Below are 16,653 nucleotides of genomic sequence, written 5' to 3'. Positions count from 1 at the left end.
ATAAACGAAGAGTATAAGATTGTATGTTACTCACGATACACCCGAACAAACGAGTATCCATGGACGCAAAGCGTGTTTTTCTTTTCCTTCAAGGGCCACATGGCCCGTTCTTTCACAAGCTTGGGAAGATGCTGGAATGTGCAAACGCCAAAGTTTGGCGGGTGGGTTTCAACGCGGGTGATCAACTTTTTTGGCCGTCTCGTCACAACTACATCCCATTTCAGGATGATATCGATACGTGGTCCGAATGGTTCTCGGACCTTCTGAGCGAGAAATATGTCACCGATCTCGTGCTTTATGGCGACGTCCGGCGCATACATGCTGAAGCGGTTGAATTGGCCAAGGAACGCGGGTTGCGTGTGCATGTCTTCGAAGAAGGATACATGCGCCCTTATTGGGTGACATATGAACGCGGAGGATCAAACGGACACTCGCGCCTTATGGACATGAACATCGAAGATATGCGCGATGCTCTGGCCCATTCTGACATCGACAGCCCCGTCCCGCCAGCCAGTTGGGGAGATATGCGCCAGCACGTGTTTTATGGTGCAACCTACCATGGCGCAGTGTTGTGTTTGAATGGCAAATACGAGAATTTCAGCCCCCATCGTTCAATCGGAGTCTCCGCCGAATTCCGCCTCCATTTCAAACGCTTGTTGCTCATGCCTTACCTGTCCTTGAAACGTCACCTCGCAACACTTCAGATCAAACGCGGTAGTTTTCCGTACCATCTTGTGCTGTTGCAACTGGAGCATGACGCCTCGTTTCAGGCTCACTCCCCCTTCTCGTCCATCAGTGAATTTCTCGAGATGGTCATTAAAGGCTTTGCCGATGGTGCCCCGGGTCACCACCATTTGGTAATCAAAACCCATCCGCTTGAAGATGGTCGTTCGACCTTTGTCAAAGATCTCAAAACTTTGACAAAAGATCATGATGTCGAAGGCCGCGTTCACATTGTCCGTGGCGGAAAACTTGCCGGTCTATTGGATCAATCGCGTAGTGCCGTCACCGTGAATTCAACCGCCGCCCAGCAAGTGCTATGGCGCGGCATACCCTTAAAAACCTTTGGGGACGCCGTCTATGCCAAGCCCGAGTTTGTGAGCACGCAGCACCTACCAGAGTTTTTCAGCGCCCCAGATCGTCCTGACCGGCGTGCCTATGTCGATTATCGACAATACCTGCTGGAAACCAGCCAGATCGCCGGTGGGTTTTATTCAACGAAGGGCCGTAGGCAGTTGCTTAGACAGGCAGTTGATATGATGCTGGCAGATGAGGATCCCTATGATGCGCTCCGTTCCGGTACCGCGTCCCCACGGCAACAGTTGCATATTTCTGCATAGGGCTCAGACCCAGAAAAGTGGATTTAACTCGCAGCTCTATCTAGTGTATCACTCAAAAAGAACGACAAGAATCAAGCTGAGGGATATGAGCGGTGAAGAGCCTACACGTTAAACTGGCAAAGTCAGTTGCGGCTGCTGTCGCGATTTCACTCCTGTCGTCTTGTTCGGTACCACGCGTTGGTCCAACCAAAGAAGAAGTATTTTCTGGCTCTGTGCAGCGCTCCGGAGACTCCTTTGTCGTGAGCGTCGATGACCGCGTTCTTAAGGCAACTGCCGTTCAAAAATCACTGGGATTTTCAGACAGCTTTAAATCTGCAGGCCTGATTGGGTCTGACACCATCAATCCGGGCGACACGCTGGGACTGACAATCTGGGAAAACGTCGACGACGGCTTGCTCACTAGCGAAATTGGTGGTCAAACGCCCCTGGAAGAGGTTCAGGTCGATGGAGAGGGCTTCATCTTCGTCCCTTACGCTGGTCGAATTCGCGCCGCGGGTAACACGCCCGAAGGCGTCCGCCGCATCATCACAAATAAACTGCAGGAACAAACACCTGACCCTCAGGTTCAGGTACGCCGCGTTGCTGGTAACGGCTCTACCGTCTCATTGCTTGGTGGTGTCGGAGCACAGGGCGTCTACCCAATCGAGCGCCCTACTCGTACCTTATCTCGCATGATTTCGGCTGCGGGCGGCATAAGTATTGAACCCGAAACTGCACTGGTAAGCGTTTTGCGCGGCAACAAAAAAGGCACAATCTGGTTTCAGGATCTGTTCAAAAATCCACAATACGATATTCCACTGCGCAGTGGCGACCGAGTAGTCATCGAACAAGATACCCGGACCTACACCGCATTGGGTGCAACCGGTGCGCAATCCCATTTGCCTTTCCGTCGCCCAGTATTGTCCGCAGCTGAAGCTATCGCCGGCGCAGGAGGATTGTCGCCACAGACCGGCGACCCGACAGGCGTCTTCATTTTACGCAATGAGCCCGCAGAAATCGCAAACCAAGTCATGGGGCGATCCGACCTGCAAGGTAGTCAGCGGCTTGTTTATGTTGTTGATATCACCGAGGCCAACGGGCTCTTTATGTTACGTGACTTTAACATCCGCAATGGTGATACGATATATGTAACCGAGGCTCCGTTCGCACGCTGGGGTAAAGTGGCAGGTGCGCTCACCGGTACTCTGGGTGCTATCGGTTCGTTCTCAACAGCAGGCGACACGCTTGGGCTTTGATGTCCGATACGCTTGAACAATCCGATACGCTTGAACAAACTGCGCATCCGGGTGAGGTTCCCCGGCGCGCTTACTATTTCAACGCGGGGTTCCTCAAGCAAAAGCGCGTCCGGCGCATCCTGGAACTCGCTGGATATGACCTCAAGCTCGGCAAACCCTCCGCCGAAGATCTGATCGCCGTCTGGGGGCGCAGCCCCTATGCCCATCGCGGCGAAGCAATGGCCGAGAGAACCGGCGCCAGCCTCATGCGCGTTGAAGACGCCTTTCTACGTTCACTCTTCCCCGGCCGTAATGGTGAGCCGCCCTTGGGCCTGATGATCGATCATCAAGGCGTGCATTTCGACAGCAGTCACCCCTCTGATCTCGAAACTCTCCTCGCCACTCACCCTTTGGACGACACGCCCCTACTTGACCGCGCCCGGGGAGCAATCGCCCGCCTGCAAGAGGCGCACCTGAGCAAGTATTCAGCCTTTGAAACCACCACACCTCTGCCCGATCCGGGCTACGTATTGGTGGTGGATCAACTGCACAAAGACGCCAGCATCACCTATGGACAGGCCGACGCCAACACCTTTCGTGAAATGCTGACCTGCGCGCAGCTGGAACACCCCGGCGCCCGGATCTTCATCAAGACCCATCCAGAAACCATTCAGGGCCATCGTGCAGGCTATTTTGATGCCAGTGATGCAAACGACCGCATCACCCTTTACGCCGATCCGATCAGCCCCTGGCACCTGCTCGAAGGGGCGCGCGCCGTCTATACTGCCAGCTCGCAAATGGGGTTCGAAGCGATCTTTGCCGGCCACCGCCCGCAGGTCTTTGGCCACCCCTTTTATGCAGGCTGGGGTCTGACCGAAGACCGCAACCCCAAACCTCTCCCACGCCGGGGCCGCAACCTCAGCAAGGCACAATTCTTTGCTGCCAGTATGATCCTCTATCCCAAATGGTACGACCCATTCCACGACCGCCTGTGCGAAATCGAAGTTGCTATCAACACGCTTGAGGCGCAAAGCCGCTGCTGGCGCGAAGACCACACAGGATGGCACGCCGATGAGATCCGCCTGTGGAAGCGTCCGTTCTTTCAACATTTCTTTGGCCAACATAAGCGGGTTCGCTTCAGTCCTGCATCTACACCAAATGCCAAATCCATGATCTGGGCCAGCAAAGCACCACAAACCGAGACACCCATCTCCCGCGTCGAAGATGGATTTTTGCGCTCCAAGGGGCTCGGGGCCGAGCTGACCCCACCGCTTTCCCTCGTTTGCGATGATCTGGGCATCTACTATGACCCCACCCGCGAAAGCCGTCTGGAACGCTTGATCGCCAAACGCAGCACCCTACGCCCTGACCAAGAGCGCCGGGTGGAACGGTTGATCAAATCCATCACCGCAGCAGGCCTCAGTAAATACAATATCGGTCAAACGCCTCTGGACCTGCCGCCGGGCCGCCGCATTCTGGTGCCCGGTCAAGTCGAAGACGACGCCTCGATCAAACTTGGTGCAAATCAAATCAACACCAACCTCGCCCTGCTCACGCTGGCGCGGGAACAGAACCCCGATGCCGTTATCCTCTACAAACCCCACCCGGATGTCGAAGCAGGTCTGCGCACTGGTGCCATCCCACCCGACACGTTGCACCAATTGGCGGATCACATCTGCAGAGACACCGATCCCTCAATGCTACTAGACCACGTCGATGAGGTCTGGACCATGACCTCGCTCATGGGGTTCGAGGCGCTGATGCGAGGGCTGAAGGTCACCACCACAGGCGCGCCCTTTTACGCTGGTTTGGGCCTGACACGCGATTTGGGCTATACGCCCGAACGCCGCGCCGCCCGCCCCAGCCTCTTGGGCCTGATCCACGCCACCCTGATCGACTATCCCCGCTATCACGATCCGATCACCAACACGCCCTGCCCGGTCGAGGTTATCGTGGACCGCCTCTCAAACAACACCCCACTCCCCCGCAGCGCCCGCAACCGCCTTCTGTCAAAACTACAGGGTGTGTTCGCCAGCTACGCCCATTGGTGGCGGTGAAAACAATCCAAGAATTTTGCTGAGCAAGATTTTGACTTATAGAAAAGTTTCAAAGTTAGAAATTCAGCGTTGCGGAAAAATTCGACTTTCGTTGCAAGTTGATACAGGCAAACAAAGCTTGATTCCGTGTTCCGGGCACAGGACATGAGAACCATCCGTTTGATACATCTCAAATGGTGTCCTGCTGTTCGATCTTAACCCGTTCTCTGGAACCCAATGTGATATCAACCACCGCCACGCTTGCATCAACGTTCCAGAGTCGCCCAACATCTCAACGGCTGCATATGTCGTCGCAGGCATTGTCTGAATGCTGACAACGTCATCCTCCAAAACGCTTTCATCGACAGAAATACAGACATCGTATTGGCAATACTGAGGTGGTGTGACGCTGGGATTGTTCGGGCAAACGCCAATGACCGTCGTATCTTTGTGCCAGACACCGCGTTCCTTGGCCCAACAGACCAACTGTTCGATTGACGAGGCTATCCCCCCCGTGTTGCAATTTGTGCCACGCATGTTGAAGTAAGGGCCGATATGACGAATGTATGCCAATCGCATTTCAGGTGCAAACTGCACAGATGCCGCCCATGAGGGCATGGCTTGATTGGTCGCTTGTGGTGTGGAGGCCAACATCGGATATTGCTGCCACTGGTTTTTGGGGAAATCAACTACGCAACCACGATTGGCGTCACGAAACCCCCTAGGGCCAATCCCAAAACGACGTCGAAACGCGTGCGAAAACGCTTGAGAACCAGAAAAGCCTGCATCTAACGCGATGCTTGTCACTGGCCGATGAGGCTTCAAAACCAATTCCCCAACCGAGTTTTCGAGACGCGACCGGGATACAAACTCAACAGGCGTTTCTTGGCAATGCGCGGAAAAAACGCGCGAAAAATGGTAGCGCGACAGGCAAGCAACGTCCGCCATGTGGTCAAGAGACATCGGTTCTGCCGCGCTATCACGTACAAAGTTAATCACGCGGTTCACCCGATGACGCTGCAACGCGGTTTTGTTCATTTAGTCAGTCCGTTTCAACCTCACGATGCGCATGGCTAGCTCTGCGCGTAGCAGCAGATTATCATCTATTGTCCTTTGAGCTCAGTATTTATCTCGATAAAAATGCGGCCAGTAGAATATGGCCCGACCCCAAATAGCGTGTGATCGATGTCTGTGGTCGCATGAAAGGCAACCCAAGGTCCCTTGTAATAGTCGATCCATTGACCCACAGGATGTGCACCCCGGTGGGTAAGTTTGGTATCCAACGTAACGGTCTTTGTTACACCGTGCAGGGTCAATTCTCCGCTGACTAGGGCCGTGTCACCTCCGGTTAGTTCGACCGATGTGCTTTTGAAATGGATTTCTGGGTATGTTTCCACATCAAGCCAACTCCGGCTAATCAGCTCGGTATCAAGCGGCTCAAATCCGCTAGAAAGGCTGGTCGCATCGATTGTGATTTCAATGCTGGACTGAGCAGGATTTTCCGGGTCGAGAGACATCGCCCCCGAAAGCCGCGTGAATTCGCCATGCTGACGTGACACACCGGCATGGCTCCAACCAAAGAACACCTCGGTATGGCCTTGATCAATGACATAAGTTTCAACCGCCTCAGCCTTCGCAGTTGTGAAAGTGAGAGCCAGCGCGAAACTTGTAAGTGTGCCATATACCAAATTGTTCATAAGTGTAGGTCCTCATATTGGTTTTGCGCTCCAAGCCAATCCAGGGCCAGATCGCGTTAAGGGTGCGAATATTTTTCCATTGATAAACAGAACCAACTTAGAAGACTTGATCGAGATTGCTGTTTTTCTCTAACGAATAAAGTTGTGAATCGAGGGCCCTCGCCCTGCTTATGCGCGATTGCTTAACACTCAATGCCAAAGTGTTGAGCAAGAACGGTTCCATGATGCCACAGACTTGATACGAATGTTGGCTTTATCGACCAACAAGAACCATGCAATCACAGCGAATGACGGCAAGTGAATGTTTGCAATTCTCTCCAATCAAGCATTCACAAAGTCGATGTGTCTGAAGCTGCAATCCCCATCATTGAACAACATTCTAAATCTCCCCCTTTGCAACATCGGTTGCGTCAGCAATAACAAGTCATGTGCGGAAAATTTGCAGCCGGGGATCTCACCCAAGATCAGATGTTGGAAATCCTCTCAGGGTTTCTCTACACACCTGCGCGCGCCGATCCGAATACGCCAGAGGCCAAACGGGGCTACAACATCTCCCCCTCGGATCAGGCCCATATGATCCGCTGGGATGACGACGGGTTTCAACTGACCACCGCCCGCTGGCAAATCAACGACCCACGGGCAAAATCCCCACTGATCAATTCCAAAATCTCCAATACCCATTTCTGGCGCGATTATTGGGACAATGGCCGCTGTATCATCCCCGCCTTGGGATATTATGAATGGAGCGGTCTGTCTGGTCGTAAACAACCCTATTTCATCTCGGTCAACCGCAACGCCCCCCTGATCTTTTTTGCCGGTTTCTACCGAACATCTGGGGACGGTTTGCAATGCTCCATCCTCACCCGCAACCCGGCCCCGGAAATCGAACACATCCACAGCCGTATGCCGGTGATCCTGTCCCCTGCAGAAATCAATGACTGGCTCACCTACACCACCCCCTCAAACGAAGCGCAGGACACCCTCGGCACCGATTGGGAGGGACGATTTGAGGTCACCCCCGTCGCCCCGATCACAAAGTCCAGCGAAGGCCCAGAAATGACTGAACCCTGGGCGCCGCAGCAAACCAGTTTCGATTTTTAGAGTTCCGAAAATTTTTAGCTCTGATAGCGCAATGCAGTTTTGAACAAAACCCACGTACAACTTGTAGAAGTTGCATAAATTTTCGGCGCCGTATTGAGAGGAAATGGTGGGTGATGAGAGACTCGAACTCCCGACATCTTCGGTGTAAACGAAGCGCTCTACCAACTGAGCTAATCACCCGTGAGGCGCGTCATAGCCAAGGCCGAGGACGGACGCAAGCCCTCTTTGCATCGAAAATGGTGGAAAAGTAAAAATCCCTCAGTTTTCTTTCAGGCAGGTCTCAACCCCGTCCTGCAGATGGTAAATACACCCCTGCCCGCGCTCTAGCTGACGCAGTTGAACTTCATCAAGATCCATTGCGATTCCGCGCAACAGCAGGCCAGTTACGCCATGTGTGATAACAACCGACGGCCCTGCCAGCTCGCTTAGAAACGCTGCGCATCGGGTGCGAAGTTCCGCCACGGTTTCCCCACCGGGTGCGCTTGTGAAGAGCGTAAATTCAGTTCCTGGGCCGTCCTCCATCCCGAGCTCTTCAAAAAGCTCAGGGCGGGTGCGGCCCTCCCACTCACCTGCTGACACCTCTTGCAGACGCTCATCGTAAAAGACATCAGAATCAATGCCTTGAAGAGCAATTTCAGCAGTCTCTCGTGCTCGCCCCAAGGGGCTGCAATAGATATCAGGCGTGGGCTTATCTTGCAAAACCCCATGCAATAATCGCCCCTGTGCCTCGGCCTGCGCCCGACCACGTACTGTCAAATTCGAATCGCGGCGACCTTGCAGGCGACGCTCGACATTCCAGACGGTCTCCCCATGCCTGAGCAAATAAATAGGTGGTAAATTCACGGTAGATCCACTTCGATCCTGCCCCCGAAGGGGTTACTGCAATACCTGCGCCTGCCCATCCTTGATGTGATGAACAATGCCCTGCCCACCGGGAACTAGCGACATATTTGAAACGTCCAACCCCAAAACTAAACACCGTAGCATTCTGGAGGTCACACCGTGAGTCACAATCACACTGGGGCCTGTCAGGTTTTCGAGAAACCTTTCGAGACGCGCCTTCATTTGCTCAATCCGCTCCCCCTGCGGGGCCTGAAACTTCCAGACATGAGGATCATCCGCGTGGTCAAGCTCTGGATGCGCCAGTTTAATCTCAGCCACGGTCATCCCTTGCCACGTACCTATATTAATTTCCTGCAGCGCCGGGTGGCATTCAACTGCAAGGCCGGAAGCGGCTATTTGCGCCGTACGGAGTGCGCGTCCGGCGGGGCTGGAGTAAACTCGGACCTCTTTTTCCGATAACTCAAGCTTTAGGATTCCCGCCTGTCTGGTGGACTGAGCCAAACCCTTCGAGGTCAGGGCACTGTCAAACTGCCCCTGAAGGCGCCCCAAAACATTCCACTCGGTCTCACCGTGGCGCAGAATCCAAAGCTCTGGAAAGGCTTTTTGCATCAATTAGTTGTTCCAAGTGTTCGGGGTGCCATTGCAGCATATTCGTGAAGCGCGTTGATTTTCGCTCGATACTCGTAGCGGATCGCTAAGAGCGTCTCAAGCCCAAGCTGGCGGCGAGTTTTACAAAAAGGGGCGCCCTTAGGGCACCCCTTTATCTGCTTCTATAGGAGAAGGTTCAGTGCGCGGTTGCCCCGGCGCCACCTGTCCCTGCTTTGAGCGCAGATTCGGCAGCCGCAGCTTCCTCTGCCGCCTCATCCCACTCAATTGGTTCTGGCTCGGACGTCAGCGCCAGTTTCAGTACTTCCGAGACATGCGTGACGGGTATGATCTTTAACCCTTCCTTCACGTTGTCCGGAATTTCCGTCAGGTCCTTTTCGTTTTCTTCCGGGATCAGCACCGTTTTGATACCACCGCGCAGGGCTGCGAGAAGTTTTTCCTTAAGCCCACCGATAGCCAGCGCGTTGCCACGCAGGGTGACCTCGCCGGTCATGGCAATGTCTTTGCGCACGGGGATGTCTGTCAGGACCGACACGATCGACGTGACCATCGCCAAACCGGCACTTGGTCCGTCCTTCGGTGTGGCCCCCTCTGGAACGTGAACGTGGATGTCCATCTTGTCGAATTTCGGTGGCTTGACCCCGATCTGTGGTGCGATGGAACGCACATAGCTGGAGGCCGCGTCAATCGACTCTTTCATCACATCACCCAGCTTACCGGTGGTTTTCATCCGGCCTTTGCCCGGCAGACGCAGCGCTTCGATGTTCAGCAACTCCCCGCCCACGGACGTGTAAGCCAAACCTGTAACAACTCCAACTTGATCGCGTTCCTCTGCTAGACCGTAGCGGAATTTTTTGACACCAAGATAGTCGTCAATGTTTTCCGACGTGACTTCAATGGTTTCCGCCTCTTTCTTAACAATCTTGGTCACCGCTTTACGCGCAATCTTGGCGATCTCACGTTCAAGATTCCGAACGCCAGCCTCACGCGTATAGTGCCGCACGATGTCCAACAGCGCGTCATCCTTGAGGTCAAACTCTTTGGCTTTCAGGCCATGGTTTTTGATCTGCTTTGTGATCAGGTGACGCCGAGCAATCTCGGTCTTTTCGTCCTCGGTGTAGCCAGCCAATGGAATGATCTCCATCCGGTCCAGCAAAGGCCCAGGCATGTTATAGCTGTTCGAGGTGGTCAGGAACATCACGTTTGACAGATCATATTCCACCTCAAGATAGTGATCCATGAATGTATTATTCTGCTCAGGATCAAGCACCTCAAGCATTGCGCTCGCCGGGTCACCACGAAAATCTTGCCCCATCTTGTCGATCTCATCGAGCAGGATAAGCGGATTGGTGGTTTTGGCCTTTTTCAACGCCTGAATGATCTTACCGGGCATCGAACCAATGTAGGTCCGACGGTGACCACGAATTTCGGACTCGTCCCGCACACCACCTAGAGAGATGCGAATAAATTCACGTCCCGTGGCCTTGGCCACAGATTTCCCCAAGCTGGTTTTACCCACGCCTGGAGGACCGACAAGACACATGATCGGGCCTTTTAGCTTTTTCGAACGCTGCTGCACAGCGAGGTACTCGATGATCCGTTCCTTGACCTTTTCCAGGCCATAGTGATCCGTATCAAGCACCTCTTCGGCCTTGCTCAGGTCTTTCTTGACTCGGCTGCGCACACCCCACGGAATGGACAGGATCCAATCCAAATAGTTGCGCACAACTGTGGCTTCGGCACTCATAGGTGACATGTTTTTGAGCTTCTTCAGCTCACCATCAACCTTTTCACGTGCCTCTTTTGATAGCTTGGTGTCATTGATGCGGGCTTCAAGCTCTGCAATCTCGCCTTCGCCCTCTTCACCGTCACCGAGCTCCTTCTGAATGGCCTTCATCTGCTCATTCAGGTAATATTCACGCTGAGTACGCTCCATCTGTGACTTGACGCGCGTCTTGATCTTTTTCTCGACATGCAGAACGCTCATTTCGCCCTGCATCAGGCCATAAACCTTTTCCAAACGCTCGCTAACCGACAGCGTTTCAAGCAGTTCCTGCTTTTGGCCCACTTCAATCCCAAGGTGACCTGACACCAGATCCGCCAGCTTTTCAGGTTCTGCGGTTTCTGCGATGGTGGCCAGTGCTTCTTCGGGGATGTTCTTTTTGACCTTCGCGTAGCGCTCGAACTCTGTTGTTACAGTGCGCAGCAGCGCTTCGATCGTGGCTTCATCGCCCATTTCTTCTTCCAGAAATGCGGCTCTAGCCTCAAAGAAGTTATCGTTCTCAAGGTATTCGTCGATTTGAATCCGTGCGACGCCTTCGACCAAAACCTTCACGGTGCCATCGGGCAACTTCAGCAATTGCAGCACATTCGCCAATACACCTGCGCGATAGATACCCTCCGCAGTGGGGTCGTCTTCGCTTGGATCGATTTGGCTGGCCAGCAAAATTTGCTTGTCATCTTGCATCACTTCTTCGAGCGCCCGCACTGATTTTTCACGCCCGACAAAAAGCGGCACAATCATATGCGGGAACACCACTATATCGCGCAACGGCAATACTGGAAGCGACGCATTAAGGAATTCTGGCATTCTAATATCCTGTTCTAAGCAAGAAAGCTCTGGCCCCGAATATTCAGCAACCCCGGCCTTCTCCGTTTGACATGATTGATGTGGGCAGGTCTTGTCCGAATTTCAACCATATTCGGGCAACAATGCCTTGTCGGCTCAACAGGAGCAAGCCGCAATTCAACGCATTTGTTTCAAATTCTCTCTACGTCGTCTTCAGCCAAGTGCCATTGCAGCTAACACAGCAACCGAAGCCCACATACAGGCAAAAATAGTATAGCTCATAATATAACTCACAATGCAAACATCCCAGGTACATCTGCACCGTAACACAAATTCGTCCATTCCCCTAAGCTAGCCTTCCTGAGCATGCACCAACTGTGGTCAAATTGTCAGTTTTCGCCAAATTTCATCGACAATTACCAAGGCAAAAACCCGATTGTTTCCCGAAGACCCAAGAAGCGCGTGCAAAGCCACCGTGGGCGCAATGAGAAATTCTAGAGAATCGCTTGGGAAACTTAGCGCCGGAACGCCTAAAGCTGCTCAATATCACCTTGGGCACGTTGCGCGTGAAATTCGGTTTCCCACGTGTCGAACCGGCCCGCAGCAATAGCTTCCCGCATGCCCGCCATGATCTCTTGATAGTAATGGAGGTTATGCCATGTCAGCAGCATTGAACTTATGATTTCTTGGCTGCGGAACACATGATGCAGATAGGCGCGACTATAATTGCGGCATGTCGGACACGTGCAATTTTCATCAATCGGGCGCGGGTCATCCTGATGGCGGGCGTTCTTAATGTTCAAGAACCCATATCGCGTCCACACCTGGCCGGTCCGACCGGAACGTGAAGGCAAAACGCAGTCCATCATGTCGATGCCGCGTTTTACCGCGCCAACGATATCATCCGGCTTGCCAACGCCCATCAGATACCGTGGCCTGTCCTTGGGCAAATACCCCGGTGCATAGTCCAGCACGCCAAACATGGCCTCTTGTCCCTCGCCCACGGCAAGACCACCGACGGCATAGCCATCAAAGCCAATCTCCTGTAGCGCTTTGGCAGATTCTTCACGCAACTCTGGCGTCACTCCGCCTTGCATGATCCCAAACAAAGCATGCCCCGGACGATCCCCAAAGGCCTCTTTTGAACGCGCCGCCCACCTCATACTGAGGCGCATACTTTCTGCAACCTCTTTGTCCGTCGCCGGTAATGCCGGGCATTCGTCAAAACACATGACAATATCGCTGCCCAACAGCTTTTGGATCTCCATCGAGCGTTCCGGTGTGAGTTCATGCTTGGAACCGTCGATATGCGATTTAAAGGTAACCCCCTGTTCATTGAGCTTGCGAAGCCCGGCAAGACTCATCACTTGAAAACCGCCACTGTCCGTCAGAATAGGGCGTTCCCAATTCATGAACTTGTGCAAACCACCCAGCTTAGCAATCCGCTCTGCGGTCGGGCGCAGCATCAGATGGTAGGTATTGCCCAGAAGGATATCTGCCCCCGTCTCGCGCACGCTCTCTGGCAACATCGCCTTGACTGTTGCCGCGGTACCCACCGGCATAAATGCCGGGGTCCGTATCTCGCCGCGCGGGGTTGAAATAACGCCGGTGCGGGCCTGCCCGCTTTCGGCATGAAGGGAAAAAGAAAAGCTGTTCATGCCCGCCCACATGCACCGGATTGTTGCGATTGCCAAGCCCCCGGGTTGCACCCCCGGGCCATACATGTTGTGATCAGACTCTTCAGGGAGAAGGCTTCCCGCAAGAATGGAAGCCCAAAATCAAAACAATAAGGAGGGACGCGATTGCCCAATTCCGATGACACGGAGGTTCTCAATTTTGGCTGGGAAGAATGGATCAGTCTGCCTGATCTCGGCATTCCGGCGCTGCGCGCAAAAATTGATACCGGTGCCCGCACCAGCGCATTACACGCATTTGACATAGAAACATTCGGCCCAGCGTCAAAACCCAAAGTCCGCTTTACACTTCACCCCATTCCCGGTCGTGATGATCTGGTGATCCCCTGCTCCGCCCCGATTGTGGACCGGCGCGAAGTGACATCCTCTAATGGTGAAAAAGAGATGCGCTTTGTTATTGAGAGCAACATCTCGGTGAATGGTCAAAGCTGGCCGATTGAAATCACACTTACCAATCGCGCTTCAATGAACTCAAGAATGTTGCTTGGGCGAACTGCTCTCAAGGATAACATCTCAATCGTTGCGACCGAACGCTTTCAACAACCTGAACTAAATTACGACGTCTATCACACTTCAAAAATGCGTAATGCCCAGCCCAATCGTTCACTTCGGATTGCGGTGCTTTCGCGCGAAGATAACTATTCCACCCGACGCCTTGTTGAAGAAGGCGAGAAGCGCGGTCACACGGTTGAAGTCATCAACACAACTCGTTGTTATATGACAATTAACGCCATGGCCCCGGACGTGCATTATGATGGCAAGCGTTTGCCAAGATTTGACGCCGTTATTCCCCGCATTGGGGCCTCGATCACACCCTATGGCACCGCTATTGTTCGGCAGTTCGAAACCATTGGCACCTATTGCGTCAACCCTTCGGCTGGGATCACGGCTAGCCGGGATAAGCTTTATGCCCACCAGTTGATGGCACGCCACAAGGTCGGGATGCCGAACACAGCTTTTGCCGCCTCCCCCAAAGACACAACAAACCTTATCGGTCTTGTTGGCACCGCCCCGTTGATTGTTAAACTACTCGAGTCTACCCAAGGCAAAGGCGTCGTTCTGGCTGAAACAAAAAAGGCCGCCGAATCTGTGATCGACGCCTTCCGGGGCCTCAAGGCCAACTTTCTGGTGCAAGACTTCGTTAAAGAAGCAGCAGGCGAAGACATTCGCTGTCTGGTGGTTGGCGGCAAGGTTGTCGCCTCAATGAAACGTACTGGGGCTGAAGGTGATTTTCGGTCTAACCTGCATCGGGGCGGCAGCGCAAAATCAGTGCGCATCACAAAGGAAGAGCGAGAAACGGCCCTTCGTGCGGCAAAAGCGTTTGATCTTAACCTTGCTGGTGTTGATCTGCTGCGGTCAGAGAACGGCCCCAAAGTGCTGGAGGTCAACTCCTCCCCCGGACTGGAAGGCATCGAAAATTCAACCGGGAAAAATATTGCCGGCAAATTGTATGACGTGATTGAATCGCGCGCACGCGCAACTCCGATCAAGCGCCGCAAGACCGCCAAAGCCAAGTAAATCGGGCGAAATGAGGCCGCCTAATGGCGGCCTCATCTTTCACGAGCTTCCTTACATTTTTCGCATCCTTGATTTAATTACGGCCTTTTTCCTGCCGGTTTTCCGCGTTAACACAGCTTGAAAATGCGTCACGCAAACCCAATATGTATACCACTGCATACAACAACTGAGGGATATTAATGGAAGACCTATTGCTCGAACTCGTTTCATCAAACCTGCTGTTCATCCTGCTGGCTGTTTTTATCTTTGTCCTAATCTTTCGGGGCGTTAAAATTGTACCTCAATCAGAGCAGCACGTCGTAGAACGATTTGGGCGCTTACGTGCAGTACTCGGCCCCGGCATCAACTTCATTGTGCCATTTCTGGACAAAGTAGCGCACAAGATCTCGATTCTCGAACGCCAATTGCCTACTGCAAGCCAAGACGCCATCACCAAAGACAACGTATTGGTGCAGGTCGATACATCCGTCTTTTACCGCATCATCGAGCCTGAAAAGACTGTTTACCGTATCCGTGACGTGGATGCCGCGATTGCCACCACAGTGGCCGGTATTGTCCGTGCGGAAATTGGTAAGATGGACCTGGATGATGTGCAGGCCAACCGCGCCAGCCTGATCTCCACTATCCAATCTAGCGTCGAAGATGCTGTTGATGATTGGGGCATCGAAGTGACCCGGGCTGAGATCCTGGATGTAAACTTGGATCAGGCTACACGCGACGCTATGCTACAGCAATTGAACGCCGAGCGCGCCCGCCGCGCGCAGGTGACCGAGGCGGAAGGTGCCAAACGTGCTGTCGAGTTGAACGCAGACGCCGAACTTTACGCCGCCGAGCAAACCGCCAAGGCACGCCGTGTCCAAGCCGAGGCAGAAGCCTATGCCACCAGTACAGTTGCTGCTGCAATCGCCGAAAATGGACTGGAGGCGGCACAATATCAGGTCGCGCTGAAACAGGTCGAAGCTCTCAACGCGCTTGGCAACAGCCCGTCATCCTCGACCGTTCTGGTCCCTGCACAGGCGCTTGAGGCCTTTGGCAACGCGTTTAACATGCTGAAAGGAAAATCATAATGGATCTTTGGGCACAATGGTGGGTCTGGCTGGGCGCGGCACTGGCCTTGGCCATCCTCGAAACGCTTGCTCCGGGCTATATCTTTCTCGGCATCGCTCTTGGGGCTGCGATCACAGCGGTAGTGGTCGCCCTGCCCTTCGGCATCGGCCTTCCGGCATTGCTTGCGATCTTCGCAGTGCTGTCGCTCATCTCTTGGTTCGTGCTACGACGCGTATTCAAACCCGCAGACGATCAGAGCCGGATCGTTCACGAAGACATCAACAAATAATGAAAGCGGGCCTCAGCCCGCTTTTTTAAACGCGCAAAAACGACAGGAATATATCGTAAACTTAGTTTTGCTGCTTAGCGAAGCACATACAGTTCCTTTTTTGAGATTTTGCTCCTGTTCTCGCGACGCCACAAGAATTATCACCTGAGTACGGCTCTGCAAAAAACGCTATCGAAGAGTTTAGCACCAAAAATTTCGAACATCTTATCTTGGCGAATCCATCTTTGCTGTCGGAACATGATGAAACTGGGTAAACTTTAGTGGATTAAGGATGCTTGCCCAAAGTTCAGTGGTTATAGGCTGGCAGCTTCACTTCGTAGATTTATCGCGATCTTCTGCCATCTGGCTACCACATTATTGCGCGATCAAATGGTCCGACAGCTCTAATGCTGTCGCCAAAATAAGACGCCGAATTTGAAACCTCTCCGCGCAATCTTAACCTAGCTTGAGAGGTTCGGTGCATCAAAGGTTCACATGCCTATTTTCTCAACACATCCGTTCTTGTTAATTTCGAATTGAGGTCGAACGAATACATTGTAACCCCTTAAAGCCTTTGAGGCAGATCGAGTTTTCGTTTGACGTCAGCGCTAATGGGTCCAATTAGGTTGATTTGATAAGGGAGAGTTTCTGGCTCATCGTAACCACTGAGGAGTGGAAGATGAGAAAGACAACCAAAAGCCCTGGCGAGAAGATCGTCAA

13 protein-coding genes and 1 tRNA gene are annotated in these 16,653 nt (G+C 53.1%); 7 read left to right on the top strand and 7 right to left on the bottom strand.

The genetic code is table 11. The features are described 5' to 3' along the window. Nucleotides 1-23: 23 nt before the first annotated feature. From ROA7450_RS10380 to ROA7450_RS10370, 3 genes are all read left to right on the top strand, one after another. Nucleotides 24-1,340, top strand: coding sequence for a capsule polysaccharide biogenesis protein (locus tag ROA7450_RS10380; protein WP_234999492.1), 1,317 nt, complete (start codon nucleotides 24-26; stop codon nucleotides 1,338-1,340). A 92-nt stretch (nucleotides 1,341-1,432) separates the two neighbouring features. Beyond that, nucleotides 1,433-2,575 (top strand): polysaccharide biosynthesis/export family protein, encoded by a 1,143-nt coding sequence (locus ROA7450_RS10375; RefSeq protein WP_085805655.1) that lies wholly within the window; start codon nucleotides 1,433-1,435, stop codon nucleotides 2,573-2,575. Next, complete coding sequence (locus tag ROA7450_RS10370) at nucleotides 2,575-4,611, top strand: capsule polysaccharide biogenesis protein (RefSeq protein WP_085805654.1); 2,037 nt, start codon at nucleotides 2,575-2,577, stop codon at nucleotides 4,609-4,611. Before ROA7450_RS10375 ends, ROA7450_RS10370 begins: the two co-directional genes overlap by 1 nt. 63 nt (nucleotides 4,612-4,674) lie before the next feature. Here ROA7450_RS10370 and ROA7450_RS10365 read toward each other — a convergent pair whose 3' ends face one another. Together ROA7450_RS10365 and ROA7450_RS10360 are read right to left on the bottom strand one after the other, a co-directional pair. Further along, nucleotides 4,675-5,628, bottom strand: a complete 954-nt coding sequence (locus ROA7450_RS10365; protein WP_085805653.1) for an AraC family transcriptional regulator — start codon at nucleotides 5,626-5,628, stop codon at nucleotides 4,675-4,677. Nucleotides 5,629-5,693: 65 nt separating this feature from the next. Further along, entirely contained in the window at nucleotides 5,694-6,287 is a 594-nt protein-coding gene (locus tag ROA7450_RS10360) for a YceI family protein (protein ID WP_143534423.1), read from the bottom strand. Nucleotides 6,288-6,713: 426 nt separating this feature from the next. On the opposite strand from ROA7450_RS10360, the gene ROA7450_RS10355 reads away from it, so the two are divergent. Next, nucleotides 6,714-7,388: an SOS response-associated peptidase gene (locus tag ROA7450_RS10355; protein WP_085805652.1), complete on the top strand. Its 675-nt coding sequence runs from the start codon at nucleotides 6,714-6,716 to the stop codon at nucleotides 7,386-7,388. A 104-nt stretch (nucleotides 7,389-7,492) separates the two neighbouring features. Here the strand turns inward: ROA7450_RS10355 and ROA7450_RS10350 are convergent. The 5 genes from ROA7450_RS10350 to tgt form a co-directional block, all read right to left on the bottom strand. Continuing rightward, nucleotides 7,493-7,568, bottom strand: a tRNA-Val gene (locus ROA7450_RS10350). Between the two features lie 78 nt (nucleotides 7,569-7,646). Continuing rightward, nucleotides 7,647-8,231: a histidine phosphatase family protein gene (locus ROA7450_RS10345; RefSeq protein ID WP_085805651.1), complete on the bottom strand. Its 585-nt coding sequence runs from the start codon at nucleotides 8,229-8,231 to the stop codon at nucleotides 7,647-7,649. 33 nt (nucleotides 8,232-8,264) lie between these two features. After that, entirely contained in the window at nucleotides 8,265-8,840 is a 576-nt protein-coding gene (locus ROA7450_RS10340; RefSeq protein ID WP_085805650.1) for a histidine phosphatase family protein, read from the bottom strand. A 175-nt stretch (nucleotides 8,841-9,015) separates the two neighbouring features. After that, nucleotides 9,016-11,427, bottom strand: a complete 2,412-nt coding sequence (lon, locus tag ROA7450_RS10335; protein WP_085805649.1) for an endopeptidase La — start codon at nucleotides 11,425-11,427, stop codon at nucleotides 9,016-9,018. Nucleotides 11,428-11,936: 509 nt separating this feature from the next. Then, nucleotides 11,937-13,064, bottom strand: a complete 1,128-nt coding sequence (tgt, locus tag ROA7450_RS10330; protein ID WP_085805935.1) for a tRNA guanosine(34) transglycosylase Tgt — start codon at nucleotides 13,062-13,064, stop codon at nucleotides 11,937-11,939. A 144-nt stretch (nucleotides 13,065-13,208) separates the two neighbouring features. On the opposite strand from tgt, the gene rimK reads away from it, so the two are divergent. From rimK to ROA7450_RS10315, 3 genes are all read left to right on the top strand, one after another. After that, nucleotides 13,209-14,618, top strand: coding sequence for a 30S ribosomal protein S6--L-glutamate ligase (gene rimK, locus ROA7450_RS10325; protein WP_085805648.1), 1,410 nt, complete (start codon nucleotides 13,209-13,211; stop codon nucleotides 14,616-14,618). Nucleotides 14,619-14,797: 179 nt separating this feature from the next. Beyond that, on the top strand, nucleotides 14,798-15,685 hold the full coding sequence (locus ROA7450_RS10320) for an SPFH domain-containing protein (protein ID WP_085805647.1): 888 nt from the start codon (nucleotides 14,798-14,800) through the stop codon (nucleotides 15,683-15,685). Beyond that, on the top strand, nucleotides 15,685-15,954 hold the full coding sequence (locus ROA7450_RS10315; RefSeq protein WP_085805646.1) for an NfeD family protein: 270 nt from the start codon (nucleotides 15,685-15,687) through the stop codon (nucleotides 15,952-15,954). Before ROA7450_RS10320 ends, ROA7450_RS10315 begins: the two co-directional genes overlap by 1 nt. Nucleotides 15,955-16,653: the final 699 nt, after the last annotated feature.

The sequence above is a fragment of the Roseovarius albus genome (genome assembly GCF_900172335.1).
Classification (GTDB): Bacteria; Pseudomonadota; Alphaproteobacteria; order Rhodobacterales; family Rhodobacteraceae; genus Roseovarius; species Roseovarius albus.
The sequence above is the reverse complement of the archived record's forward strand: the minus strand, read 5'-3'. Positions and strand labels throughout refer to the sequence as shown.

Excerpts from the sequence above, each read along its gene's own strand:
- tgt (WP_085805935.1), bottom strand. The coding sequence starts at position 13,064 with ATGAACAGCTTTTCTTTTTCCCTTCATGCCGAAAGCGGGCAGGCCCGC.
- ROA7450_RS10365 (WP_085805653.1), bottom strand. The coding sequence starts at position 5,628 with ATGAACAAAACCGCGTTGCAGCGTCATCGGGTGAACCGCGTGATTAAC.
- ROA7450_RS10370 (WP_085805654.1), top strand. The coding sequence starts at position 2,575 with ATGTCCGATACGCTTGAACAATCCGATACGCTTGAACAAACTGCGCAT.
- ROA7450_RS10315 (WP_085805646.1), top strand. The coding sequence starts at position 15,685 with ATGGATCTTTGGGCACAATGGTGGGTCTGGCTGGGCGCGGCACTGGCC.
- ROA7450_RS10320 (WP_085805647.1), top strand. The coding sequence starts at position 14,798 with ATGGAAGACCTATTGCTCGAACTCGTTTCATCAAACCTGCTGTTCATC.
- ROA7450_RS10360 (WP_143534423.1), bottom strand. The coding sequence starts at position 6,287 with ATGAACAATTTGGTATATGGCACACTTACAAGTTTCGCGCTGGCTCTC.
- ROA7450_RS10380 (WP_234999492.1), top strand. The coding sequence starts at position 24 with ATGTTACTCACGATACACCCGAACAAACGAGTATCCATGGACGCAAAG.
- ROA7450_RS10355 (WP_085805652.1), top strand. The coding sequence starts at position 6,714 with ATGTGCGGAAAATTTGCAGCCGGGGATCTCACCCAAGATCAGATGTTG.
- lon (WP_085805649.1), bottom strand. The coding sequence starts at position 11,427 with ATGCCAGAATTCCTTAATGCGTCGCTTCCAGTATTGCCGTTGCGCGAT.
- ROA7450_RS10340 (WP_085805650.1), bottom strand. The coding sequence starts at position 8,840 with ATGCAAAAAGCCTTTCCAGAGCTTTGGATTCTGCGCCACGGTGAGACC.